We start from the raw sequence: 25,773 nt of genomic DNA, 5'->3' as shown, positions 1-25,773 counted from the left end.
CGAACTTTTACTAAATTTGCACCCCGACACTCCGCTGGTTAGAATCGCCGCATCGCTTGAATAATGAGTCATTTGTCGTGAACAACCGTCCTATCCAGTATGCGTCCTTAAGCTGGAACGAACAGGGTACACCTGTATCGCAACAGTTTGATGACGTCTATTTTTCTAATCAGGATGGGCTGGCGGAAACCCAATATGTCTTTTTACGCGGCAATCAGTTTCCTGAACGGTTTCTTACCCACACACGCGCCAGTTGCATTATTGCGGAAACCGGGTTCGGCACCGGGCTTAATTTTCTGACGCTGTGGCAGGCTTTTGACCAATTCCGCGCCCGGTCGCCAGACGCGACATTACAACGCCTGCATTTCATCAGTTTCGAAAAATTCCCCTTGCAACGCCACGATCTGAAGGCCGCCCATGCGTCATGGCCCGAACTGGCGCCCTACGCGGATGCGCTGCGCCAGCAATGGCCGCTGCCGCTGTCGGGCTGCCATCGTCTGCTTCTGGCTGAGGGGCGGATCACGCTGGATCTGTGGTTTGGCGATGTGAATGCGCTATTGCCCGCATTGGATGATTCACTCACTCATCAGGTTGACGCCTGGTTTCTGGATGGCTTTGCCCCGGCCAAAAACCCGGATATGTGGACGGATAATCTGTTTCAGTCCATGGCGCGTCTGTGCCGCGAACAAGGCACCTTTGCCACGTTTACCGCTGCCGGATTCGTGCGGCGCGGGTTACAACAAGCGGGATTCAGCGTCAGTAAAATCAAAGGATTTGGGCGCAAGCGCGAGATGTTGAGCGGCATCCTTACCACCGCCCTTCCCGCTCCTTCGCCCACACCGTGGTTTGCACATCCGGCGGCGCCGGCGCCGCATGACATCGCCATTATTGGCGGCGGTATCGCCAGCGTGTTAACCGCGCGCGCCCTGCAACGGCGCGGCGCCCGCGTCACACTTTACTGCGCGGAAACACAGCCCGCCACCGGCGCGTCCGGCAACCGCCAGGGCGCACTCTATCCGCTGCTGAACAACCAGCATGATGCGCTTTCCCGCTTTTTCGCCGCCGCCTTCACCTTCGCCCGCCGTCAGTATGCGGCGCTGGCGACGCAAGGGGTAGCATTTGAACATCAGTGGTGCGGCGTCAGCCAACTCGCTTATGATGAAAAGAGCAGGCTCAAGATCGAACAAATATTACAGGGAGAATGGCCGCCAGAACTGGTGTCGGCTGTCACCGCCCAACAACTTGAAGCACACAACGGTCTGCCGCTGGGCGCGGGAGGCGTGACCTATCCTGACGGCGGCTGGCTGTGTCCGGCGGAATTGACCGCGTCGGCGATGAAGTTGGCAGAGAAGCAAGGACTGGTCGCCAACATGAACACCCCGGTTTCCGCCATCGAACCCTCCGCTGGCGGCTGGATATTAACGTTCAACGAAGGACGACAGGCCACCCATTCCACACTGATTTTGGCGAATGGTCATCAGATTTCCGACTGGCCGCAAACCCGCCAGTTGCCCTGCTATGCGGTTCGTGGTCAGGTCAGTCATATTCCAACCACCCCGGCGTTACAGCGGCTGCAAAAGGTGTTGTGCTATGACGGCTATCTGACCCCCGTCAGCCCGCGACATCAGCAACACTGTATTGGCGCCAGCTACCAGCGTGGCGATACCGGCAATGGGTATCGGGAAACAGAGCAACAGGAAAATCGCCAACGTCTGATAACTTGTCTGCCCGATGCGGCATGGGCCTCACAGATTGATGTCAGTGGTCAAATGGCGCGTCAGGGCGTGCGTTGCGCATTACGCGATCATCTGCCGTTGTTGGGCGCGGTGCCGGATTATCAGCGAACGCTCGACAGTTATCAGGATTTGCGCCATCAGCAGCGCGATGCGCAACATCTGCCGCCAGCGCCCGTCTATCCGGGTCTGTTTATCATTGGCGCGCTGGGATCACGCGGACTCTGCTCCGCGCCGCTGGCGGCGGAAATACTGGCTTCGCAAATTTATGGCGAGCCATTGCCGTTAGACAGAGAAACATTGGCCGCGCTGAGTCCGAACCGTTTCTGGATCAGAAAATTATTAAAAGGCAGACCGGTATGAGTGAAAAATTGTCTGGCGTACTTTAATGGTAACCAGAGCAATTTTGTTCTATACCCGGTGGGCATCAATGTGTAGGTATAGACCTGTCTACAACAAATAACCTGTCTACAACAAATAAGAAGCGGGTATAAATCACCGCATGGGAGAGCGTCAGTGAGTGGGAAGGAAAAGAGCCAGGAGCGCACCCAATTCCGCCACCTGACAGAATTTGGCGGTCTGGAAATGCTTCAGGCCCATTATAAAAATCAGCGTTTCTCCCGCCATGCCCATGAAAACTTTTGTATCGGCGTGATCGAAGAAGGCGCGCAACGCTTTTATCGCACCGGCGGTGAACACGTTGCGCCCAAAGGCGATATCATTCTGGTGAATGCGGATGAGATTCATACGGGGTATTCCGCCATCGCTGAAGGTTGGTCATACCGGGCCATTTATCCCAATCCCGATTTGCTGCGCGACCTTTCGCGCGATATGCAACAGACACAGGGTACGGTGCCCTGGTTTCCAGACGCGGTGGTACACGATGCGGGTCTGTCCGAACAATTAAGGATGACCTTCACCCTGCTCGCACAGGACGGCAATGCGTTGCTCAAAGAGAGTCTGCTTTTTTCCTCCCTGGCCTGGTTGATCATGCGATATGGCAAAAGCCGCATTCACGACCGGCATTTAGCCGACTCAACCCAGCACATCGTCACAGTCAAAGCCTTAATGGATGCCTGCCCGGAACAGGATTTCTCCCTGATTGAACTGGCGGATCTCGCCACGCTCAGTCCCTGGCATTTTTTACGACAATTTAAAAAGTCTATCGGTATGCCACCTCACGCTTACCTGATTCAGGCGCGGTTGAGAAAAGCCAAATCATTATTACTGACAGGACACAGCATATTATCAGCGTCTTCCCTGTGTGGTTTTTCCGATCAAAGTCATTTCAACCGGCACTTTAAAAAAGCGCAGGGGGTGACGCCCGGTGAATTTATTCGTTCACTGCACTTCCCCGCTTCCCACAATTAATCGGTTAACCGTAACCGCACGCAATTTTATTCAATACACCCTTTCACGATCATCGTAGGCTGTAGCCATGAATTTGATCTCAGGGTACCTTTATTGATGAAAACAGTAGATTTCGATTCGCCCTCATCCGGGGGAAATAAAACACCATCACGCTGGCATAGCGTTATTTCCGGCATGATGGAAATGTTGCCGTTATGTCTGTCGGTTATTCCCTGGGGTTTATTGGCCGGCTCAATGGCAATACAATCGGGATTGACCCTGTGGCAATCCATCGCTATGTCAGCCATTATTTTCGCGGGTGCGGCGCAACTCGTTACGCTCGGCTTGTTGATGTCAGGCGCCAGCCTGTTTACCGTGATCATTTCGGTATTTTTCATTACCGCCCAACATTTTATTTATGGGCTGACGCTGCGGGCGTTTATTTGCCATCTCTCAATCCGTTTACGTATTCCAATCGGCTTTCTCCTCACCGATGAATTATTTGCGCTGAGCATCGCCAAGAAAGATAAAAAAATGCTGACGCCAGGCTACCTCATCGGCGCAGGACTGACATTTTATTTAAGCTGGAATATTGCCAGTCTGTTGGGGATTTTCATGGCGAATGCCATCCCCGATCTGGAAAAGTATCATCTGGATTTTTCCATTATCGCCACGTTTATTACGCTGATTGTACCGATGATTAATCGGCTCAGCGTCGCGGCAGGGGTGGTATTATCACTGTTCACCTCCATCCTGCTGACTTATTATCGTATTGAGGGCGCCATTGTTATTGCCGGCCTGTGCGGTATGGCGTTTTCCGTTATGATTTCCCGATTATCCGGGGAGCGGGTATGAACTGGTTATTACTCTGCACACTGGCTGGCATTGTCTTTTTTAACCGATATATTTTCCTTGAGCCGCGAACCCCGGTTAAATTACCGGGGCTGATTCAGGATATGCTGAAATATTCAGCCCAGTGTCTGCTCAGCGCATTGTGTGGACCAATTATTGCGCTAACGCAGGGGGAGTTACGCTCTTTTCCCGACAATCCTTATTTTTGGGGCGCTGTATTCTGCATTATAGTCGCGTTTCTGCTCCGCAATATGGTGGCCTGCCTGCTGACCAGTATGGCGTTCTTTTATTTACTCAGTTCACTATTTTAAACATATAAAAACGGGAGAGCGGCTGACGAACCAATTAACCGGCGCGTCAGCCTGCGATGATATTTAATGCGTTTGCAGGTTTTGCGCTTGCTGGAATAAATTGTCCCACATGCGGTTCACCAGAATCTGGTCTGGCGGCGAAAGTTCGCCATTCTTTATCGCGTTGGCAATGCTTGCGCTGACTCGCGCATGCAATGCTTCCGGCGAATGATCGCCCGCTTCCTCGGCTTCCGCCACCGACACAGTCAAATGACCGCGCAAGTAGCCGCCGGCAAAAAGTTCATCGTCGCTGGCATGCTCCACCATATCGTCAATCAGCGCCAGAATGCGCGCTTCAAATTCTGCGATCATGTATTACCCTCGATTAATCGGTTCCCGTCGCACTCAATAGAGATCGGCGGGATAGGGAAAGCGTTCCGCCGTCAGCGGCGGCGTATTGTAAAACGATTGTAATGCGTTAATAAAGCACGCGGGACGCGCGGGCAACCCGTGTTCCAGATAGGTCATGACCTGTCCATGCACTCGGCGTTGGAAATCAATACGATCCGGTTCGCTGTCGCCGTTCAGATTGTCGCAACTGACATTGAACGGAAAACCCGCCGCGACGCAGAACAGCCATTCAAAGGCCTGCGGCTTGATCTCAACCGCTTCAAACTGGTGTTGGGTCGCCGCATCCCGGCCATCAGGACAATACCAGTAGCCGAAATCCACCAGTAAACGCCGCTCGGCGCCCGCTACACACCAGAGAGAAATCTCATGCAGCGCTGGCGTAAAAACCATGAGCAAAAACAATCCGGTGATACGGCGTCTGTTCATCGGCAGGCAGGTAGACAGGTTCATCGTCGCCTTTAATCAGACGCGTGTTGTAGTCACCGCTAAAACACGCGTCGAAAATATCAATCAATTGCTGGTAGTGGTGAGTATCCATCAGGTTATTCGTCATCAGAAAAATTGTCCCAGCCAGACGCCAATCGCCGCGCCATGACTGTCATAAATCAACTTACCGCTCATCACGGCTGAGACCATCACCAACATGGGGCGAATCAGCTTTTGCCCTTTATTCATCACCATTTTGGCGCCAAGGCGCGCCCCCAGGATCTGCCCGATCAACATCACCGCGCCGACGCCCCACACCACTTTCCCGCCCAGGATGAAAAACAGCAGCCCGCCGAAATTGGAGGTGAAATTCAGGATTTTGGCGCTTGCCGTCGCTTTTGCCAGATTGAATCCACTTAGCGTGACGAATGCCAGCGCATAAATCGATCCGGCCCCCGGCCCAAAGAAACCGTCATAGAACCCGATGCAACCGCCGGCAATCAACGCAAAAGGCAGGACGGAAAGACGGCGCTGGCGATCCTCTTCGCCAATTTTAGGCGATAGCAGGAAATAGAGACCAATAGCGATGAGCAACACCGGCAACAATTGTCGCAGAAAATCCGTATTAATCTGCTGAATAAACCAAGCGCCGAAGGTCGCTCCTGCAAACGTCAGCATGATAGGCAGCTTCAACTCGCCAAGGTTGACCGCCCGGCGGCGAATGAAGTAAAGACTGGCGGAGAGGGAACCGCCGACCCCCTGAAGTTTGTTGGTGGCCAACGCTTGCGCGGGAGAAAGCCCCGCGGCGAGTAACGCCGGAATGGTCAATAATCCGCCGCCGCCGGCGATTGAATCAATAAACCCGGCCAACGTTCCGACAAAAAACAGCACGACCAGCATTTGTGGTCCGAGGACAAACCAATCCATATTTATCTCGCAGAAAAATGTTCGTCAACCAAGGCCTGGCAAGACGGGGGCAACGGCGGTGGCGAGGTTTTCACCGGCGGCTCGCCGCCCGGTTGTTTTGGCTGGAACCAACTGGTCAACTCAGCCGCGCATCCATCACCCGCTGGCGGCAGGTCCTGATCCTGACACTCCAGACTGTCCGCCGGACAGCGCAGGCGCACGTGCATATGCGCACGATGCCCGAACCAGGGGCGAACTTTGTTCAGCCAGTCACGATCGTGACCCGCATCAATACAGAGTTGTTTTTTAATCGCCGGGTTAACAAAAATACGGGTAACGTCGCTATCCTGAGCAGCCAGCTTCACCAGCGTGGTGACCTCTGGCAGCCAGACGCGCGGATTAACCTGACGGCCATTGGCCGTTACCAGATCAATCGGTTGCGGATTCCGCAATTGCTGCTGGCTCCAACGCTGTTTCGGCAATTGCAGCCAGATATCCACATCCAGACCGGACTGATGGCTGGCATGACCGCTGCTGAAGCGGCCGCCGACCGGCATCCCCATATCGCCAATCAATACATTGCCAGCGGTACGACGCTTCACATTCGCGCTCAGCCGATGAATAAACGCCAACAGATCAGGGTGACCGTAATAGTGGCGTTGATCGACGCGCATCACCTGATAATTTGCCGAATCCAACGGCAACGGCTGGGCGCCGACAATACAGCCATTGGAAAAACTGCCGATGGCCTGCGGCGCGCCCGTTACCGGGCGCGTCATTTCCTGCCACGGGGTTTTCGCCCACAGCGGCGCGCTCAACGCCAACGCGATAACCCCAATCAACCCGTGTTTCATCATTATTTACCAGCGGGGAACCTGACTGACCACATCGCCACACTGCGCACGCTGGCGCAGCAGGTGATCCATTAACACAATCGCCATCATCGCTTCGGCAATCGGCACCGCACGGATCCCCACACAGGGATCGTGACGTCCACGGGTAACCATTTCCGTCGCTTCGCCCTGGCGATTGATCGTCCTGCCGGGCACCATGATGCTGGATGTCGGTTTAAGCGCCAGATGCGCGACGATATGCTGTCCGCTGCTGATGCCTCCCAAAATGCCGCCTGCGTGATTGCTCTGGAAGCCATCCGGCGTGATTTCATCGCGGTTCTCACTGCCGCGTTTAGTCACCACGGCAAAACCACCGCCAATCTCGACGCCTTTCACCGCATTGATGCTCATCAACGCGTGGGCCAAATCCGCATCCAGGCGATCGAACACCGGCTCGCCTAATCCCGCCGGGACGGACTCGGCCACCACACTGACTTTTGCCCCGATGGAGTCCCCGTCCTTTTTCAGCCCGCGCATCAGTTCATCCAGCGCGTCCAGCTTATCGGCGTCCGGGCAGAAAAAGGGATTCTGTTCAACCAAATCCCAATCCTTAAGCTCACAGACAACATCACCGATCTGCGACAGATAACCGCGGATTTTAACGCCATATTGCTGTTGCAGATATTTTTTGGCAATAGCGCCGGCGGCGACACGCATCGCCGTTTCACGCGCGGACGAGCGACCGCCGCCACGATAATCACGCAGACCGTATTTTTGTTCATAGGTGTAATCGGCGTGACCGGGACGGAACACATCTTTAATCGCGCTGTAATCCTGCGAGCGCTGATCGGTGTTTTCAATCAGTAAACCAATACTGGTGCCGGTGGTCACCCCTTCAAACACCCCTGACAGAATGCGCACCTGATCGGGTTCGCGACGCTGTGTGGTATAACGGGACGTCCCCGGACGACGGCGATCCAGATCGTGTTGCAGATCGGCCTCCGTCAGCGGAATGCCCGGCGGTACGCCGTCAACAATACATCCCAGCGCAATACCGTGGGACTCTCCAAATGTGGTGACGCGGAAAAACTGTCCGATACTGTTTCCTGCCATCACGACTCCTTAGCGTATGCGTCTATTTTTTTAGCGTAAGCCTATAATTTTAGCGTGTGCGTCGCGTCAAGGTGAATGCGCCCGCCACGCCGCTTAATCACGATAAATGCTGAAATGCGCATGGCAGTCAATCAACTGCGCTTTAGTCAGCATAAATACCCCGTCCCCGCCGTTTTCAAATTCCAGCCAGGTGAAAGGAATATCCGGGTATTGATCAATCAGATGCACCATGCTGTTGCCGACTTCGCAAATCAGCACGCCGTCATCACTGAGGTAATCCGGCGCACAGGCCAGAATGCGTTTTACCAGCGTCAAACCATCGCTGCCCGCCGCCAACCCCAGTTCCGGCTCATAGCGGAATTCTTGCGGCAAATCCGCCATATCCTCCGCATCGACGTAAGGCGGATTGGTCACAATCAGGTCGTACTTAATCGCGGGCAGTTCGCGGAACAGATCGGAACGAATCGGGGTAACGCGATATTCCACATTATGTTGCTGAATATTTTGCTCGGTCACCGCCAGCACATCATCGGAAATATCCACCGCATCGACGTCGGCGTCGGGAAAGGCGTGGGCGCAGGCGATGGCGATACAACCGCTGCCGGTGCACATATCCAGGATATGCGTCGGCGCATTGGGCAGTAGGTCAGCGAAATAATCACTGATTAATTCACCGATCGGCGAGCGCGGCACCAGAACCCGTTCATCAACATAAAATTCGAGACCGCTGAACCAGGCTTTATTGGTCAGATACGCCACCGGAATACACTCATTAGCCCGCCGGATGACGCGTTCGACGATACGATGCCGTTCGCTGGACGTCAGGCGGGAAATATACATATCTTCGGGAATATCGAGCGGCAGAAACAGGCTCGGCAACACCAGTTGAACCGCTTCGTCCCAAGGGTTATCCGTTCCGTGACCGTAATAGACGTTGGCTGCGTTAAACCGGCTGACCGCCCAACGCAACATATCCTGAATGGTATGAAGATCGCTGACGGCCTCATCGACGAAAATTTTGTCCAAAGTTGCCTCCGCAGACACATCGGAATAGAAAATTGGCGCTTAGTTTGCCATGAAGCCCGCGACAAATCAGCAGATATCACCGGTTGAACCCACGCTTAGCGCGACTTTTATTTAGCGACCGAACCGAGACAAGGTAAACTGGCCGAATGTTGGAGCGGGATGAATAACCGATGAGTAATAAATATTCACTGAATGACGACGATTTACAGCTTTTTCGCGCGTCAATCTCTGGTGCGAAAAAATTGCGCCAGGATACTTATACCCATAAACCACAGCGCAGAAAGGTTGGCGAGTTGCCAGCCAAACGCGTTCTACAGGAACAGGTCGATGCCAGCTTTTATTTTTCAGATGAATTCCAGCCCCAACTGGGGAGCGAAGGGCCTACGCGTTATGTGCGTCCCGGCGTCAGTCATTACGAACTGAAGAAATTGCGTCGCGAGGATTACTCGCCGGAACTGTTTCTGGATTTGCACGGGCTGACCCAGTTGCAGGCCAAACAGGAACTGGGCGCGCTGCTGGCGGCCTGCCGCCGCGAACATGTTTATTGCGCCTGCGTGATGCACGGTCATGGCAAACATATTCTTAAGCAGCAAACACCATTATGGCTGGCGCAGCATCCAGACGTGCTGGCTTTCCATCAGGCGCCGAAGGAATTCGGCGCTGACGCGGCGTTACTGGTGCTGGTGGCGTTGGACGCGCCCGATCATCAATAGCGTAGCGCTGAACAATGGCGGCTTAAGACTTCGACGTTAATTGCGCCGGACTGATCTGCCAATCCAGCACGCCGTTGCCTGATTGCGCATTGACGGTGACACAGGCAATGGCGGAGGTGGCAAACATCGGCGCGTTTTCGCCCGGACACAGCGACGCCACCAGATAGCCGACCAGCGGAAGATGCGATACCACCAGCGCCGCATTGGTTCCCTCTTTCGCCAGCGTTTGCAGATAGTAGCAAACCAACTGCGCATCGCCGCCCGGCGTCAATTCCGTCAGACAATCATTTTCTTCCGGCAAGGGCAGGATAGCCTGCACCACGTCCAACGTTCGCTGCGCACGCAAATAGGGACTGACCAGAACACGGTCAATATCGATTTGTTGATCGTTCAACCAAAACGCCATTTGACGCGATTCATCGCAGCCACGACCGCTAAGTGGCCGCTGGGCATCACTGGCGGCGTCAGGTACGGCATCACCATGACGCATTATCAAAACTTGCATATCACACCGCTATGTTGACGAAATATCGTGATAAAAGTGTTTATCAGCAATAGGTTAGCTGATTGCTTCTCTTCGCCGATCATCACATCCGGCAAAGCAAGACGTTATTATTACAGATCGCTGCTTTAAACTTAAACAAAACCACAACGCGATTTCAGGTGGCTGCGATAAACAATCAATACCCGCGCCATCAGGACAGACTGGCGGAAGTATCCTGACGGCGGACATATCAGTGAATAGCGTCGCGGTTACCCGGAAGACGACTCGCCAGCGTCCGGCTCTGGTAGCGCATCAATGGCTTCATCATCCGGTATCACAGGGTAAAAAGTTTGCTGATTATCGAGCATTCTCAACAAGCATTCGCAAGGCGCAAAGCGATCGCCGTATTGTTGTTGCAATACCTGCAGGGTTTTCACTACCGTCGCCATGCCAAGACGATCCATATAGTGAAACGGGCCGCCCAGAAAAGGCGGGAAACCGATGCCGAATACCGCCCCGATATCACCGTCACGGGCGCACCGGATCACCTTTTCATCCAGACAGCGCGCCGCTTCATTCAGCATCATCATCACACAGCGTTGGCTAATCAGCGCCGGATCGATATGGGCTTTCGGCGTAACGGCCAGCAGAGGATAAATGGTGCTGTCCACCACGCTTTTCGGCTGCCAGAAACGGTGTTTCTCCCCATAACGATAAAAGCCTTTGCCATTTTTACGGCCTTTACGCCCATCTTTCAGGATAGCGTCAAACGTCGGCGGCGATTTAAATCGTTCACCAAGCTCCTCGCTCAAGACCGGCACGATCTTAGTGGCGACATCAATACCCACTTCATCCAACAAGGTTAGCGGGCCGACAGGAAAACCGAAACGCACCAGCGCTTCATCAATGGATTCAACCGGCTCGCCTTCCAGCAGGCAATATGCCGCTTCATTAATGTACGGCGCCAGAATGCGGTTAACATAAAATCCGGCGCGGTCCGCCACCACAATGGCGGTTTTGCCCTGTTTTTTTGCCAGCGACACCGTCGTGGCGATGGTTTCCGCGCTGGTTTGCGCATGCGGGATCACCTCAACCAGCGGCATTTTTTCCACCGGACTGAAATAATGCAATCCAATCACCTGCTGCGCACGGCGGGCCTGCGCCGCGATCTGATGGATAGGCAACGACGAGGTGTTTGAGGCAAAGATCGTATGCGGCGCCGCGTACTGTTCAATCTCGGCAACCATTTTCTGCTTCAGAGACAACGTTTCGAATACCGCTTCAATCACAATATCGGTGTGTTCAAATCCCCGATAGTCGGTGCTACCGGAAATCAGAGTCATCAGCCGCTGGCGCTCAGACGGTTTCATCCGTTTACGCCGCACCCGTTTGGTAAGCAATTGCCAGCTATATTTCAGCGCATGGTTAATTCCCTGCTCGTTGATGTCTTTGATCCGAACCGGTAACCTGCCGCGCATCGCGGTCACGCTGGCAATGCCGCCGCCCATCAATCCGCCGCCCAGAATGCCGACGCGACGAAGCGGTTGCACCTCAGCCGACGCGCCGGACTCTTTTTTCAGCGAAGTCGAGGCAAAAAACAGGTGACGCAACGCGGCTGACTCCGGCGTCATCACCAGTTTGCCAAACGCTCTGGCCTCCAGACGGAGGCCTTCCTCCATGCCTTTTTCCATACCACGGCGAATGACCTGTATGATGCGATCGGTTGCCGGATAATTACCATGAGTTTTCGCGCGCGTTTTCGTTTTGACAAGATTAAACAACCAATGCCGAACCCCAGGGCTTGCCAACACACGAGCACGCCAGCCCGGTGGTTGCGCTTTGCGTTTGCCCTTTTTGATCAAGGCAACCGCCGTCTCCAGCAAGATACTTTGCGGCACGGCGTCATCAACCAGTCCCATTTGCACCGCCTGACGCGCACCGACGCGGCGTCCGGTCAAGATCATATCCAGCGCTTTATCCACGCCGATCAAGCGAGGCAGACGCTGCGTGCCGCCGGAACCGGGCAGCAAGCCAAGTTGAACTTCCGGCAGGCCAAGCGTGGTTTTGTCCTCCAGCGAGCACACCCGATAATCACAGGCCAGCGCCAATTCCAACCCGCCGCCCAGACACGCGCCATGAATCGCGCAAACAATCGGGAAAGGAAGCGACGCAAGACTGGCAAAGAGTTGTTGTCCCTCGGTAGCCAGATTTTCGGCTTGTCCGGCGCTGGTGCATTTATCCAGCATGGCGATATCCGCTCCGGCAATAAATGAATCGGGTTTGGCGGATACCAGAATCAGCCCTCTGAGCGCCGCGTGCCGCTGGGCTTGTTCAAAGACATGCTTGATTTGAGCGGCGAACTCACGCTTCAACGTATTCACTTTTTCACCGGGTACATCAATGGTGATGATGCCGATATTGTCTGGCCGCATCGTCAGCGAAAACGCCGCGTTCTGCGCGGAAGAGGCTGTTGAAAATTCTGTCGAAGATGGTTTGTCGATCATGGCGTCACCTCCAGAACCATCGCAGCGCCCAGTCCGCCCGCGGCACAGGACGTGGTCAGTCCCAATCCGCCGCCGCGTCGACGTAATTCATGCAGTGTCTGGGTGATCATCCGTGCGCCAGTCGCAGCAAACGGATGTCCATAAGCAATCGAGCCGCCAAGGACATTAAACTTATCCATATCCACTTCTCCCAATGGCGCCGCGCGGCCCAGTTTATTGCGCGCAAAATCTTCGCTGGCAAACATCTTCAGGTTTGCCAGCGTCTGAGCGGCAAACGCCTCATGCATTTCGATCAGCGTCAGATCAGCAAGTCTTACCCCCGCCCGCGCCAATGCCAGAGGCGACGCATACGCCGGCCCCAGCAGCATATCCTGCCACACATCAATCGCGCTAAACGCGTAGCTGCGCAAATAGCCCAACGGGGTCAGGCCCAGACTTTTCGCTTTGGATTCACTCATCAGCAAAATGGCGGCGGCCCCGTCAGTCAAGGGCGTACTGTTGGCGGCGGTGACGCTGCCGTGCTTGCGGTCAAAAGCAGGCCGCAACCGTGCGTAATCTTCCGGCGCCGAGTCGTGGCGGACATTGTTGTCTTCGCGCAGAGCTTGCTGGTAAGGCGGAATATAGGCGGTCATCACCTCGTCAAGCAACTTACCCTCCTCCCAGGCGCGGGCAGCTAAACGATGTGAACGATACGCAAGCGCATCCTGTTCCTCACGCGTAATGCCATAGGTTTTCGCCATTTGCTCGGCGGTATCGCCCATACGTAATCCGGTGGAATACTCCGCTACAGGGGGAGCGACAGGCAACAAATCTCCGGGACGCAATCGGCTCAACAATTTAAGCCGCTGGCTGAATGTACGGGCTTTGCTCAAATCCAGCAGCGTTCCGGCAAGTTGTTTGCTTACGCCGATAGGAAGAACCGAGGAAGAATCCGCCCCGCCGGCAATGCCGACATCAATCGTTCCGACCATAATGCTTTCAGCAATATTCGCGACAGCCTGAAAGCTGGTGGCGCAAGCGCGCGAGACGCTGTAAGCATCGGTATGAACGCTCATACCCGTACCCAGCACAATTTCTCTAGCGATATTAGGTACTTCCGGCATTTGGACCACCTGACCGAACACCAGTTGATCCACCATTTCAGGGGCCACACCGGTACGAATGAGGAGCTCACTCACCACCATTTTCCCCAAATCCATCGCAGGAATGCCATGATATGCCGTTGCCTGGCGAGCAAATGGAGTACGTAACCCGTTAACAATCGCTATGCGATCACCACGATGCGTTATCAGTGGCAATACCTCATTCATAAAAACTCCTATTAAACAGAAAAATTAAGCAGGCACACAACAGGTCAGACCTGATCTTATTGTTAACCAGATAGTTACATTTCGCAAACGCGTACCGTACAAAAGCTTGCCTGGTAATAGAGGCATGACAGGTAAATTGGAAATAACAAGAAAGGGATAAAGCACATCAAAGAAGGGAAACCGTTATTTGACCTTCAGCATCCTGGCGATAGCGATGACGGCCCTTATTTCAGGGGCCGATGTTCAGCCCCCGATAAGATGCAAAATTAACGAAGACCGAGTTGGAAAATCATCGTTTCAGCCTGACAACTGAAGGTAAAATCAATATCCAGTTTCACCCCGCCTTCCACCACATCAAGCTTACTTTCAATCAGGCAAGGCTCGGATTCTACCGCACGGGCTTTTTCCGTCAGCAGATTTAACGTGGCTTCCGCCTCGGCTTGATCGGCGAAGACCTTGCTGTAAGACGCGGTACAATCGGTATTATCCATTACCGTACCCACATCAACACAGCAACAGGCAGCCGTTTCTTCAGCACTACATTTGTTTATCGCGTTTGTCATCATTCTTTCCTCTATGTTGCAAGTAGCCTGTTTCTACCCGTTAGCTCTCAAAATAATTTAGTCAGCCGCACAGCTTTTGGAATGGTTCTATCGGTACTTTGAAACCTATTGGATATAACAGATTTGATCCAGTTCAAAAATCCTCTATTCCCTTCTATTTTACCTGCCGACTCCCCTGCGCACTAGAACTTACGGTTTACCGGGATATTTAGTGATATTCATCACAGCCTATTGTTAGAAAAGAGTAAAAACAGGGTAATCCGGCCTTATTAAAATCAACCAAACTGTTAAGCAGATCTAAATTCCTTATCATTTTGACCATATTTTTTATACATGATTGCAACACCGCCATATTCACAACTTATACTTTGCCAACTGGTCTGATTTGTCAGACTGAATGCGCCCCCCTATAATGCGCGTCCCTTGTTACTCCGTGTAACAATGTTAAATAACAAGCATCTAAAGAGGCTTTGGCCATGAGCCAGAAAAACCTGTTAAAACAATCAGCAATTGCTGTTGCAGTGGCACTGGTTTCAGTAAATGCGTCCGCCGCTGGCTTTCAGCTTAATGAATATTCCTCATCTGGCCTGGGACGCGCGTTTTCAGGTGAAGGCGCGATAGCTGACAACGCAACCTCAGGCAGCCGTAACCCTGCCACCATGACCCTGTTTGATCGTCCGTCCTTTTCCGGCGGTGTGACTTACATCAACCCGGATATTGATGTTCAGGGGGAAAACTCCCTGACAGGTCAGGATACCAGCGCAAAAAATATTGCGCCCCATGCCTGGGTGCCTAATCTGCATTTTATCATGCCGCTCAATGAACAATGGGCGATTGGCGCTTCAGCCGTTACCAACTATGGTCTGGCTACCGAGTTCAACGACAACTATACCGCGGGGTCTATCGGCGGGCAGACCGATCTGGTGACTTCCAACCTGAACCTGAGCGCGGCCTATCGCCTGAATCAGCACTTCAGCTTTGGGCTGGGGGTGAATGCGGTTTATGCCGATGCGAAAATTGTTCGCCGCGCGGGTGAGTTAGCCAACATTCCCCTCGCCGCAGGCGGGTTACAGGGCGTTGTCGCCGGCCCCTCCTCAGAACTGGCGCATATGGAAGGTAAAGAATGGGGTTACGGCTGGAACGCGGGCATCCTGTATGAAGTGGATGAAAACAACCGCTTCGGTCTGACCTATCGCTCCAAAGTCGATATCGACTTCGACGGCGACTACCGCAGCGACCTGCCGGCAGGTGCCCAGGGAGCACCGGTTGGCACCGGTGGCGCGACCATCCCCGGCAAGTTGACGCTGAATCTGCCGGAAATGTGGGAGGCGTCCGCATACCATCGCGTCGCTCCTAAATGGGCGGTCCACTATAGCCTCGTCTATACCAGTTGGAGCCAGTTCCAGGAACTGAAAGCCAGCGGTAATAATGGCCAGGCGTTATTCCAGAAAGAGGAAGGCTTTCGTGATGCCTACCGTATCGCGTTCGGCACCACCTACTACCATGATGAGAACTGGACCTTCCGCGGCGGCATCGCCTTTGATGACAGTCCGGTTCCGGCCAATAAACGCTCGATATCCATTCCAGACCAGGATCGTTTCTGGCTGAGCACAGGCACAACTTATGCTTTCAACAAAGATGCTTCTGTTGATGTCGGCGTTTCTTACATGCACGGTAAAGAGGTCAGTATCAGTGAACCGATTTCTGACAACGCCGGTTCACCGCGATATGAATTTAATTCAAAAGGGAAAGCCTGGTTGTACGGCGTAAACTTCAACTACGCGTTCTAACATCGTTTGTTTGGATTTTCAGCACCGGCAGGTAAGTCAATCTTACCTGCCTTTTTATTTGCCGCTCTCATCTCCCGCCCGGCATAAACAGCAGCCGAAAAAAAGGCCGCTCGCGTGGCCTTCGGTAATCGAACCCTTATCTTATTCAGGCTTCACTTCGATATAATTCAAATTCAGCGTGCTGCTGGTGTAGCGACGGATTTTATTGGTCAATTCAATATTACCATCCAACTTCTGATCATAAGAAGGAATGATCTCTTTAAGCTTGCTCTGCCACTCAGGAGTGGCCATCTTATCTTTAAACACTGTTTTCAGCAGGCTCAGCATGATTGGCGCAGCCGTGGACGCGCCCGGAGAAGCCCCCAACAGCGCTGCGATAGAGCCATCTTCCGAACTGACGATTTCGGTGCCGAGTTTCAACACGCCGCCTTTATTTTCATCTTTTTTGATGACCTGTACGCGCTGACCCGCGATAGTCAGTTTCCAGTCTTCTTTCTTCGCATTGGGGAAATATTCCTGCAATGCGGCAAAACGGTCGTCATCGTCCATCATCACCTGGCTTATCAGATACTTAACCAGATCGAAATTATCCAGACCAACACGCGTCATCGGCCAGACATTCGACAGCGTGACGGAATCAAACAGATCCCACAGCGAACCATTTTTCAGGAACTTACTGGAGAATGTGGCGAATGGCCCAAACAGCACCACCGGTTTACCGTCAAAAATACGGGTATCTAAGTGCGGAACTGACATCGGCGGCGCGCCTACCGAGGCTTTACCATAGACTTTCGCCAGATGACGCTTCACGACTTCAGGGTTGTCCGATACCAGGAACTTCCCGCCCACCGGGAAACCGCCATAACCATCCGCCTCAGGAATGCCGGATTTTTGCAGCAACTGCAATGCCGCACCGCCCGCGCCGATAAAGACAAACTTGGCTTTGATCACGCTTTCTTTCTCGCCGTTCTTCAGATCGGCGTAAGTCACGCTCCAGGTGTTGTCCGCATTACGCTTGATATCGCGCACTTCAGAATTAAGGTGTAACGCAAAATTCGGCTTTTTCTTCAGCGAGTCCACCAACTGACGGGTGAGCTCGCCATAGTTCACGTCCGTCCCGATCGGCATACGAGTAGCGGCAACTTTCTGTGCCGGATCGCGCCCCTCCATCACCAACGGCGCCCACTCTTTAATAACGTTGGGATCTTCCGAGAACTCCATGCCACGATATAGCGTGCTATGTTGCATCGCTTCGAAGCGGTGGCTCAGAAAACGTGTATTTTCATCGCCCCAGACAAAGCTGATATGCGGTACATTGTTGATAAAGGACTGCGGATCGTGAAGAACGCCGTTTTTGACCTGATACGACCAGAACTGGCGTGACACCTCAAAAGCTTCCGTGATCTCGACCGCTTTGCTGATTTCTATCGGACCGTCGGGATTATCCGGCGTATAGTTGAGCTCCATAAACGCAGAGTGCCCCGTACCCGCGTTATTCCAGCCGTTCGAACTCTCCTGTGCCACATTATCCATACGCTCAACCATATCGATTGACCAGTCTGGTTGTAGCTCTTGCAGATAGACACCCAGTGTAGAGCTCATGACGCCGCCGCCGATCAATACCACATCGGTCGTTTTATCAGCAGGTTGATTATCTTCGGCTTGAGCAAGTTGGGCGACCCCTAATACACTCAAACAAAGGATCATAGTAAGTCGTTTCTTCATTCTTATCTCTCGATTTATGGAATTTTTTATTGTTGCAGTTGAATAGCCCCATCCCATCGTTAGCGACGATGTTGCCCCTTAACGCATATCAAAAAATCGTTGTTATAATCCTTTTGTTAATCAGTTTTTTTAACAAAAAAACTAGCCTACTGACTCAGATGCACGCTAAAGCTATACGCTAATGCTGTAATATTATTCTTACCTGACAGCGGAAAATAAATTTTTGTAATTAAAAAAATGAAAACAATGTAGTAACTTTTAAGAAACAAAACAAATGCTAAGATAAATGTAAGCTTAGCAGTGTTTTATAAAAGCTAAAGGCACTGAGAGGTGCCTTGTTCACTATACTTACTGTTACTGGCCGGCGTCAATTTCGCCGAGCGAGTCTTGTATCGCCGAGTCATTGGGGTGAGCTTGCGGCGTAATCTGTCCGTCGCTGGCCAGGAAATCATGCCGCTGGAAATATGCCTCACGCATCATCATATAGGGATCGGAAGAGTTACGCAGCAGACCATCGGAATCAAGCAGTTGGGCTCGCGTCTCCAGCCCTTCAATCGCCCATTTGCCCGCGGACATCCAGAACGTCAGATAGCTCAATACCGGATACAGCGTATCCACGACGCCGCCGCCATCTTCACGCAATGTCGCGCTGCCGTAACCCGGCAACACCACATAAGGCCCATAGCCCATACCATAGCTGCCCAAAGTATTGCCGAACCGACGCGATTCCTCTTTCGCCAGTTTGGGGTTGGCCATGGATGCCACATCAATCAAACCGCCCATACCCAGCAGGGTATTCAGGAAAAAGCGGTTAAAATGAATCATCGCTTTATATGGCTTGCCCTCAGCAAAATAGTTCACCATGGAGGCGGGTTCTTCCAGGTTACTGAAAAAATTGCTCAGGCCATTGCGCGCTGGTGTGGGTACATAGTCACGCCAGGCGACCGCCGCCGGTCGTACCAGATAAGGATCCAGCACATCGTAGTTAAAACTGAACATGGTACGGTTAAAGCCTTCAAGCGGATCAGAACGCCCTTCTTGAGACTGATCCCCGGAACTGGCGCAGCCGACGAGTAACACGCTGGCAAACACCACCCCGCTCAGGCGGTAATTCATATCTGTTCTCCCTGATTATGTTGCGTTGCGCGCCGCAGCCGAGAATAGGCATTCCCAGCGCCTGTGCGCCAAACCAAATGGCAAGCCAGAGCGCTTACTGCCAACAGTTTACCATTTTATGGTTTTGCTTCTACTTTGGCTTATGCATCCCTACCTTTTTCAGAGGTTTGCCAGATAAATCTCTGTGCAGAGGGGAATAACGCTAACCGACATGACAGATCATAGCATAGGGCCGCAAGAACAGATGTCGAAGCAGGCGTTACCATATGTTTTGAAAGCAACTACGATTACTACAAGGAAAAAGAATATAGCGAGAACCTGATGAATCAAGCTCCTGAGAAGAATAAGAATGTTGATGAAGAGAAAACTCATGCCCACGATGGAAACAGAGAGGTAGAAAGCGAAGAAAACACTCGTGGTCAAGAGATTGAGGTAAATGAAAAAATATTGCCCTCTCCCGCCGCGGTCATTCACGAGGCACTGCGTCAGGAAGGACAAAAAGAACTGCAACGCGATGCGATGGCATTATTCTGGTCAGCCATTGCAGCGGGCCTGTCGATGGGGACATCCTTTATGGCCATCGGTATGCTGCACATCAATCTGGTTGGCGTTCCTGGCGGATTTTTACTGGAAAGCTTCGGCTATACCATCGGTTTTGTCATCGTCATTATGGCCCGCCAGCAATTATTTACTGAGAATACTGTAACAGCCGTACTACCGGTGATGCACAAGCTGGTCGGTCATAATTTTTATCTATTGTTCCGGTTGTGGAGCATTGTGCTGATGGGCAATTTGATGGGCACCGCACTGGCTGCCCTCGCCTTCACCTACATGCCGGTATTTGATGGTGAAACGCGGGAAGCATTGCTCGAAATATCCATGAAAGTCATGAAAAACTCGCCAACGGAAATGTTCGCCAACGCGGTGGTTTCCGGCTGGATCATCGCCACTATGGTCTGGATGCTGCCACACTCGGGGGCGGCCAAGATAGTCGTTATCATCATCATGACCTGGATGATCGCTTTCAGCAACCTCACGCATATTGTTGCTGGCGCATCAGAGATTTTCTACCTCATCTTTATCGGCGAAATTACCTGGCAAAACTTTATCTGGCCCTTCGCCTTGCCCACGCTGGCGGGCAACATCATCGGCGGCACCTTTATTTTCGCGCTGATGAGTCATGCCCAGATCCGCAACGACATGAGCGACAACGCCAGACTTGAAGCAGAAAAAGGAAAAAAGAAAACACGGCAGGCGGAAGAAGAAAAAGAGTCCGATTGCTGACAGTTTAAGCAAACGCGCGGTATAAGTACTTATTTTCAGAACGAAAACGAGTATAATGGCCGCGCTGCAAGTCCCCATAGTTAAATGGATATAACGAGCCCCTCCTAAGGGCTAGTTGTAGGTTCGATTCCTGCTGGGGACGCCATCACCATGACGACATTGCCCGTCCTGCACAATATGGTTACGCTTTTTTCCCCCACAGTCGGCTAATCTGGTTGACGACAAACAGCACGATAGCGCCAAGGATAATACCCACCACCAGATTAGCCAGATTTGCCACCAGCATGGCTCCAAGTGTGCCAAAACGTTCGCCAAAAACGGTGATGGCATGATAAAGGCGAGGCACACCGTGTACAACAATACCCCCACCGACCAAAAACATCGCCAGCGTCCCCACGACGGAAAGCATTTTCATCAACCAAGGCGCGGCAACCAGAAGCCCGGCTCCCACTTTTTGCGCCACGATTGAGGCTCGCTGCTCCAACCACATCCCCAGGTCGTCCAGTTTGACGATGCCGGCCACAATGCCATACACCCCAACCGTCACCAGAATTGCAATCCCCGACAACACAAGCACCTGATTAAGCAACGGCGCCTCAGACACAATCCCCAGCGTGATCGCGATAATCTCTGCCGAAAGAATAAAGTCGGTACGGATCGCCCCTTTCACTTTATCGGTTTCATACTCTGCCGAGTCCGCCTGAGCAGCGGCCAATAATCGCTGCTGTCTGGCTTCCGGGGTTTGCTGGTTTTTATCGCGATGCAGACTGTGCATCACTTTTTCCACCCCTTCATAGCAGAGGTAGGCTCCCCCAATCATCAACAACGGCGTAATCGCCCAAGGTAAAAATGCGCTAATAAGTAACGCCATCGGCACCAGAAAAACTTTATTCAGAAACGAGCCTTTTGCTACCCGCCAGACCACGGGCAGTTCACGATTCGCCGTTACCCCACTTACCTGTTGCGCGTTCAGCGACAGATCGTCGCCCAGCACCCCCGCCGTTTTTTTAACAGCCATCTTCCCCATTACAGAAATATCGTCCAGCAACGTGGCGATATCATCCAACAGCGTCAGTAAACTTGCTCCAGCCAAAGTATCTTTCCTTATTCGGGTTCATTATGTTAACGACAGGGTATCTACCTGTATTTCAGACATCAGCATAGACGGAATCCCGCCAGAATCCCATTCCCCACTGACAAATCGTCTTTCCTTGCTGTCATGCGCCTTTTCCATTCCAGTAGAGAGACTAATGCACTTTTAGTAAAAAAAAACCAAAAAATATAATTTTTAAGTATTAATGAAATAGATAAATTGGCCGATCTATTTTACGATAACACGTTTTTTTGCCGTGTTACTCCGCTTGTCACTATTTACATCTTTACTGGGCCGCGTCATTGATGTGATTAAACTGGAGAAGGGGCTGTGTTTTCCGTAAGGGAGACATTCCACCATTAGTTATAATTATCACTCCGGTCATAAATAATGATCTTATATCAATCATTTGGCCTTAATACATTGAAGTACTCCACTGGTATGAAAATTGTCAGTATTAAATAGATATAAGAAGGAGTTATATTGTGGTTATACCAGATATTCAGCCCCTGAATGTAAATATCCAACCCAATATGCCTGCGGCGGGTGTTGCAACCAATGCGGATGCCGTTACTGCCATTGGTACAAACAATAAAACCGACACATTCACAAATTCTGATTCATCCCCTTCAACGACGTCCCAAAATGGTACAAGTACGCGAGTCACGTTGTCATCCGATAAAAAACGTATGATCGATGACGAGAATGCAGAAAAAAAATCTGCCGAAGATCAGGAGGAGGAGCAGCAAACCGCCTCCGAATACAAGCTCACCATGCAAGGAATCCCCTTGTATGACGGTAAGCTGATTTCTATTGTTAAGTATCCGAATGGGCAATCCGAAATGTTTGATGCTTTTACCGGAAAACGAATCACGCAGGAAGACCTCGCCTTATTGAGCTTCCTGCAAGAACCGGGGAAAGAGCAAGTATTAACTTTTGAAAGTTCCATGTCATACAACAATATGTCCGCCGCCGAGATTTATCAGCAGATTCAGGAAATGTTGCACAATAATGAAGGAGAAAACGAGTCATCATAATGATCATATAAAACTGTTATCAAGTTAATTCTTATCGTTATTACTATGCCGTATCTTTTAATTAAAAATAGAATTTCATTTTTATTATTTTAGCTGTTGAACCGCGACCACTCCCGTTTATTGGTTAACAGACTCAGACCGCACGACAAACGCACCTGATTGATAACGTTGGCCTTGTGTGACCACTACCATTACACAAGGCCAGCATTGCAGGAAAAGCGTTTTACTAATGACAGGCCCGATCGATTAGGAACGTATTCCCCCTGACCCAACCTATCTCTGCATTATTTCAACAACCTGACTTTGCAGCTTTTCCCTTTTATCTTGCCTTGTTGAAGTTGTTGCAGCGCTCGCTTCGCACTGGCTTTGCGGATAGCCACGTAAGCATGCATGGGGAACATATCGATTTTGCCGACGTCCGCTGCGGTCAACCCCGCTTCACCGGTCAATGCGCCGAGAATATCACCCGGACGAATTTTGGCTTTACGACCGCCATCAATGCATAGCGTCATCATTTCCGGTGCCAATTCAGCGACGCCACTACGACTGATTTCAGCGGTCGATGCCCAATTGATTGGTATACCTTGATAATCTTCGAGCAAATGAGCGCGGTTCATCTCCTGCGGTACACATAAACTGACGGCCAGCCCTTGCATTCCCGCCCGTCCGGTTCGGCCAATACGGTGAACATGCACTTCTGGATCGAAAGCCAGTTCGAAATTCACGACCAGTTCCAGTTCTTTTATGTCCAGCCCGCGAGCAGCCACATCGGTCGCCACCAACACACGGCAACTGCGATTGGAAAAGCGTACCAATACTTGATCGCGATCGCGCTGCTCCAGATCGCCATGTAGCGCCGAAACACTGATACCACGAGAATCCAACGCGTCAAATACGCCCTGACAATCACGCTTTGTGTTACAGAACACCACGCAGGATGCAGGCTGATAATGGTTCAGAATAGCGATCAACAGCGGTAAACGCTGCTCTCTGGTAGTTTCATAAAAACGTTGTTCGATGGCCGGTTCAGCGTTTTCATCAACCACATCGACGCTCAATGGCTGACGCTGAACGCGGGCGCTAATCTGTTCGATTTCATTCGGATAGGTGGCTGAAAATAGCAATGTCTGACGAGTTGAAGGCGTATAACTGATCACATCATCAATTGCGTCCGTAAACCCCATATCCAGCATGCGATCCGCTTCATCCAGCACCAGCACTTTCAATGCATCAAGCAACAGAGATTGCTTACGCAGGTGATCCTGAATGCGCCCCGGCGTACCGACCACAATATGCGGCGCATGAACCAACGAATCCAACTGATGACCGATAGGCTGGCCGCCGCACAGCGTCAGAATTTTGATATTCTGCGCAAAACGCGCCAAACGACGCAGTTCCTTACTCACCTGATCCGCCAGTTCACGCGTTGGACATAGCACTAGTGCCTGAGTCACAAACGCCTCGACAACAATCCGATTGAGCAGGCCAATACCGAAAGCCGCCGTTTTACCGCTGCCGGTTTTCGCCCTGGCGCGCACATCGGCGCCATGCAGGATGGCCGGTAACGCGGCAGCCTGAACAGGGGTCATTGCGGCATAGCCCAGTTCATTAAGATTAGATAACTGCTCGGCAGGCAGAGCAAGGGAAGAAAATGCGGTTGTACTCACAATAATTACTCTTATTACCAACAGTGACACGACGAGAACCTACGCCAGTCCACTGACGGCGCATGATGAGTGGCAATAATAACAGAGATGGCCTCGGTTGCCCGATTTACCTGATAATATTGCCGGCGACAGATCCAGCCTGATATTAAGATTAATCAGGCTGACGAATAAAGCAGGATCCGAGGTTGCGCGGTTTCACCCTTTAGCGGCTATCGGCACTGAACGCTTTTTAATGCTATTTCGATAAATTTAGTGTCTCCGCCCTCTTGAATTATGCCCCTCACTCGGCGTAGATTGAGCGCCGATCCCGTCATAACTAGTGTGACCTCTGGTGATGACAACGGGGAATTGTTTTCCCGCTGCGCAATAGCAAACGGCACGCATTTCCCTTCCATAATAAAACGCACAATCGGGATCGTTGCTGGCGTGGTTTCTGCTGGAGAATATATCGGTGAAGTATTTTTTTATGGGTATCTCATTCTGTCTGGTTGTTTGGGTGAGTACTTTTATACTGATGGTGGAATAACCAGTCATTTTGCCTGACGGAACAGATTTCCTGAAAGGCGCAGAACAGAGATGAACAAAACGCAGGCTGATGGTGTAAATACCCTCAGCCTGTTTTTATGCGATACATTTGCTATACGCCTATCCCGTTAATCAGGATGCTAATGCCGCCGCCGACAGCCAGCCAGGGACCGAATGCCAACGGTTGATCTGTCTTTTTCCGCCGTACCCAACGCCACGCTAACGTAGCGATCAACCCGCTCAAGGCGGCGATAAGCATCAGATTGGGTAATGCACGCCAGCCCAGCCACCCGCCCAGCGCCGCCAGTAGTTTAAAATCGCCATATCCCAGCGCGTCTTTGCCTGTAAGTAATATAAATCCCCAGTACAGCAACCAGAGAGACAGGTAACCGGCTATCGCCCCAATCACCGCATCATCCAGGGAAACAAACGTACCCGACAGGTTAAACATCAGGCCCAGCCAGAGTAAAGGCAGCGTCAGCGCATCTGGCAGCAGCCATGTTTTCATGTCAATAACCGTCAATACCAACAGGAACGATAGTAGGATCAACGCGCCCCATAGCGCCATACCGGGTGGCCACAGCAACCCGGCGGACATGAAGAACAGCATGGTCAGCACTTCAATCAGTGGATATTGCGTGGATATCGGTCGCTGGCAGCATCGCGAGCGACCACGCAACCATAACCAGCTAACTATCGGAATATTGTCTTTTATCGCGATGGCATGTTGGCAGTGCGGACAACCAGATGGCGGCCACCAGAGATTATAGTGCGGTTCATCAACAGGCAGCGGCAAACCGAGTTGGGCACAGGCATCCCAGTGCCAGCGCCGCTCCAGCATGATTGGCAACCGGTAAATCACCACATTCAGAAAACTGCCCACCATCAGGCCAGCCAATGCTAATGCAGCCAGCCACCCTGCGGGAAATCTTTCGGCAAATGCCAATATCCCTTCCATGCCAATCCCATCCTGATACTCGATAATGATGTTTAATAAACGCTATCCCCGCTTAAGCCACAGG

Annotated in this window: 23 protein-coding genes, 1 tRNA gene and 1 pseudogene; 10 read left to right on the top strand and 15 right to left on the bottom strand. The window is 52.0% G+C overall.

Translation table 11 applies throughout. From position 1 onward, the window contains the following. Positions 1-77 precede the first annotated feature (77 nt). The 4 genes from mnmC (at position 78) to DES54_RS02570 (ending at position 4,246) form a co-directional block, all read left to right on the top strand. Complete coding sequence (mnmC, locus tag DES54_RS02585; RefSeq protein WP_113865060.1) at positions 78-2,096, top strand: bifunctional tRNA (5-methylaminomethyl-2-thiouridine)(34)-methyltransferase MnmC2/FAD-dependent 5-carboxymethylaminomethyl-2-thiouridine(34) oxidoreductase MnmC1; 2,019 nt, start codon at positions 78-80, stop codon at positions 2,094-2,096. A 153-nt stretch (positions 2,097-2,249) separates the two neighbouring features. Next, positions 2,250-3,104: an AraC family transcriptional regulator gene (locus tag DES54_RS02580; RefSeq protein ID WP_427846317.1), complete on the top strand. Its 855-nt coding sequence runs from the start codon at positions 2,250-2,252 to the stop codon at positions 3,102-3,104. 174 nt (positions 3,105-3,278) lie between these two features. Beyond that, positions 3,279-3,938, top strand: a complete 660-nt coding sequence (locus DES54_RS02575; RefSeq protein ID WP_240634911.1) for an AzlC family ABC transporter permease — start codon at positions 3,279-3,281, stop codon at positions 3,936-3,938. Further along, entirely contained in the window at positions 3,935-4,246 is a 312-nt protein-coding gene (locus DES54_RS02570; protein ID WP_113865058.1) for an AzlD domain-containing protein, read from the top strand. The genes DES54_RS02575 and DES54_RS02570 overlap by 4 nt, the downstream gene beginning before the upstream one ends. A gap of 63 nt (positions 4,247-4,309) precedes the next feature. Here the strand turns inward: DES54_RS02570 and DES54_RS02565 are convergent, their stop codons facing one another. The 6 genes and pseudogenes from DES54_RS02565 to prmB all read right to left on the bottom strand — a co-directional run bounded on the left by DES54_RS02565 (position 4,310) and on the right by prmB (position 8,940). Beyond that, entirely contained in the window at positions 4,310-4,597 is a 288-nt protein-coding gene (locus DES54_RS02565) for a YfcL family protein (RefSeq protein ID WP_113865057.1), read from the bottom strand. A gap of 33 nt (positions 4,598-4,630) precedes the next feature. Beyond that, positions 4,631-5,177 (bottom strand): annotated as a pseudogene (locus tag DES54_RS02560) (elongation factor P hydroxylase). An 11-nt stretch (positions 5,178-5,188) separates the two neighbouring features. Further along, on the bottom strand, positions 5,189-5,989 hold the full coding sequence (locus tag DES54_RS02555; protein WP_113865056.1) for a sulfite exporter TauE/SafE family protein: 801 nt from the start codon (positions 5,987-5,989) through the stop codon (positions 5,189-5,191). A gap of 2 nt (positions 5,990-5,991) precedes the next feature. Further along, positions 5,992-6,822 (bottom strand): penicillin-insensitive murein endopeptidase, encoded by an 831-nt coding sequence (gene mepA, locus DES54_RS02550; protein WP_113865055.1) that lies wholly within the window; start codon positions 6,820-6,822, stop codon positions 5,992-5,994. Between the two features lie 6 nt (positions 6,823-6,828). Next, positions 6,829-7,914 carry a chorismate synthase gene (gene aroC, locus DES54_RS02545; RefSeq protein WP_113865054.1) on the bottom strand — a complete coding sequence of 362 codons (1,086 nt, stop codon included), beginning with the start codon at positions 7,912-7,914 and terminating at the stop codon, positions 6,829-6,831. Between the two features lie 93 nt (positions 7,915-8,007). After that, positions 8,008-8,940 (bottom strand): 50S ribosomal protein L3 N(5)-glutamine methyltransferase, encoded by a 933-nt coding sequence (gene prmB, locus DES54_RS02540; RefSeq protein ID WP_113865053.1) that lies wholly within the window; start codon positions 8,938-8,940, stop codon positions 8,008-8,010. A gap of 170 nt (positions 8,941-9,110) precedes the next feature. Between prmB and smrB the strand changes: the two genes are divergently transcribed. After that, the gene (gene smrB, locus DES54_RS02535) at positions 9,111-9,653 is read left to right on the top strand and encodes an endonuclease SmrB (RefSeq protein WP_113865052.1); all 543 of its coding nucleotides are present in this window, start codon (positions 9,111-9,113) and stop codon (positions 9,651-9,653) included. 22 nt (positions 9,654-9,675) lie between these two features. Here smrB and sixA read toward each other — a convergent pair whose 3' ends face one another. The 4 genes from sixA to DES54_RS02515 all read right to left on the bottom strand — a co-directional run bounded on the left by sixA (position 9,676) and on the right by DES54_RS02515 (position 14,514). Beyond that, on the bottom strand, positions 9,676-10,158 hold the full coding sequence (gene sixA, locus DES54_RS02530; protein ID WP_113865051.1) for a phosphohistidine phosphatase SixA: 483 nt from the start codon (positions 10,156-10,158) through the stop codon (positions 9,676-9,678). Between the two features lie 248 nt (positions 10,159-10,406). Further along, positions 10,407-12,641, bottom strand: a complete 2,235-nt coding sequence (gene fadJ / locus DES54_RS02525) for a fatty acid oxidation complex subunit alpha FadJ (RefSeq protein WP_113865050.1) — start codon at positions 12,639-12,641, stop codon at positions 10,407-10,409. Continuing rightward, on the bottom strand, positions 12,638-13,951 hold the full coding sequence (fadI, locus tag DES54_RS02520) for an acetyl-CoA C-acyltransferase FadI (RefSeq protein WP_113865049.1): 1,314 nt from the start codon (positions 13,949-13,951) through the stop codon (positions 12,638-12,640). Before fadI ends, fadJ begins: the two co-directional genes overlap by 4 nt. 266 nt (positions 13,952-14,217) lie before the next feature. Further along, the gene (locus DES54_RS02515; RefSeq protein ID WP_113865048.1) at positions 14,218-14,514 is read right to left on the bottom strand and encodes a YfcZ/YiiS family protein; all 297 of its coding nucleotides are present in this window, start codon (positions 14,512-14,514) and stop codon (positions 14,218-14,220) included. A 476-nt stretch (positions 14,515-14,990) separates the two neighbouring features. Between DES54_RS02515 and fadL the strand changes: the two genes are divergently transcribed. Continuing rightward, on the top strand, positions 14,991-16,304 hold the full coding sequence (gene fadL, locus DES54_RS02510; RefSeq protein ID WP_113865047.1) for a long-chain fatty acid transporter FadL: 1,314 nt from the start codon (positions 14,991-14,993) through the stop codon (positions 16,302-16,304). 141 nt (positions 16,305-16,445) lie between these two features. Here fadL and mqo read toward each other — a convergent pair whose 3' ends face one another. Together mqo and mlaA are read right to left on the bottom strand one after the other, a co-directional pair. Further along, positions 16,446-18,029: a malate dehydrogenase (quinone) gene (mqo, locus tag DES54_RS02505; RefSeq protein ID WP_113865046.1), complete on the bottom strand. Its 1,584-nt coding sequence runs from the start codon at positions 18,027-18,029 to the stop codon at positions 16,446-16,448. 354 nt (positions 18,030-18,383) lie between these two features. Further along, positions 18,384-19,145 (bottom strand): phospholipid-binding lipoprotein MlaA, encoded by a 762-nt coding sequence (gene mlaA / locus DES54_RS02500; RefSeq protein ID WP_113865045.1) that lies wholly within the window; start codon positions 19,143-19,145, stop codon positions 18,384-18,386. A 321-nt stretch (positions 19,146-19,466) separates the two neighbouring features. Here mlaA and DES54_RS02495 point away from each other — a divergent pair, with 321 nt between their 5' ends. Then, entirely contained in the window at positions 19,467-20,429 is a 963-nt protein-coding gene (locus DES54_RS02495; protein ID WP_113865044.1) for a formate/nitrite transporter family protein, read from the top strand. Positions 20,430-20,499: 70 nt separating this feature from the next. Then, positions 20,500-20,574: transfer RNA gene (locus tag DES54_RS02490), tRNA-Arg, on the top strand. A gap of 36 nt (positions 20,575-20,610) precedes the next feature. Here the strand turns inward: DES54_RS02490 and DES54_RS02485 are convergent. Further along, entirely contained in the window at positions 20,611-21,522 is a 912-nt protein-coding gene (locus DES54_RS02485) for a DUF808 family protein (protein ID WP_113865043.1), read from the bottom strand. A 485-nt stretch (positions 21,523-22,007) separates the two neighbouring features. Here DES54_RS02485 and DES54_RS02480 point away from each other — a divergent pair, with 485 nt between their 5' ends. After that, entirely contained in the window at positions 22,008-22,559 is a 552-nt protein-coding gene (locus tag DES54_RS02480; RefSeq protein ID WP_113865042.1) for a hypothetical protein, read from the top strand. A gap of 284 nt (positions 22,560-22,843) precedes the next feature. On the opposite strand, the gene dbpA is transcribed toward DES54_RS02480, so the two are convergent. Then, entirely contained in the window at positions 22,844-24,226 is a 1,383-nt protein-coding gene (gene dbpA / locus DES54_RS02475) for an ATP-dependent RNA helicase DbpA (RefSeq protein WP_113865041.1), read from the bottom strand. 466 nt (positions 24,227-24,692) lie between these two features. On the opposite strand from dbpA, the gene ypdK reads away from it, so the two are divergent. Continuing rightward, the gene (gene ypdK, locus DES54_RS19220) at positions 24,693-24,752 is read left to right on the top strand and encodes a membrane protein YpdK (protein ID WP_199377238.1); all 60 of its coding nucleotides are present in this window, start codon (positions 24,693-24,695) and stop codon (positions 24,750-24,752) included. Positions 24,753-24,863: 111 nt separating this feature from the next. Here the strand turns inward: ypdK and DES54_RS02465 are convergent, their stop codons facing one another. Beyond that, a complete protein-coding gene (locus DES54_RS02465) occupies positions 24,864-25,709 on the bottom strand; it encodes a prepilin peptidase (RefSeq protein WP_113865040.1) in 846 nt (281 codons plus the stop codon). Between the last annotated feature and the right edge of the window lie 64 nt (positions 25,710-25,773).

The sequence above is a fragment of the Brenneria salicis ATCC 15712 = DSM 30166 genome (assembly GCF_003315515.1).
In the GTDB taxonomy this organism is placed as follows: domain Bacteria; phylum Pseudomonadota; class Gammaproteobacteria; order Enterobacterales; family Enterobacteriaceae; genus Brenneria; species Brenneria salicis.
The sequence above is the reverse complement of the archived record's forward strand: the minus strand, read 5'-3'. Positions and strand labels throughout refer to the sequence as shown.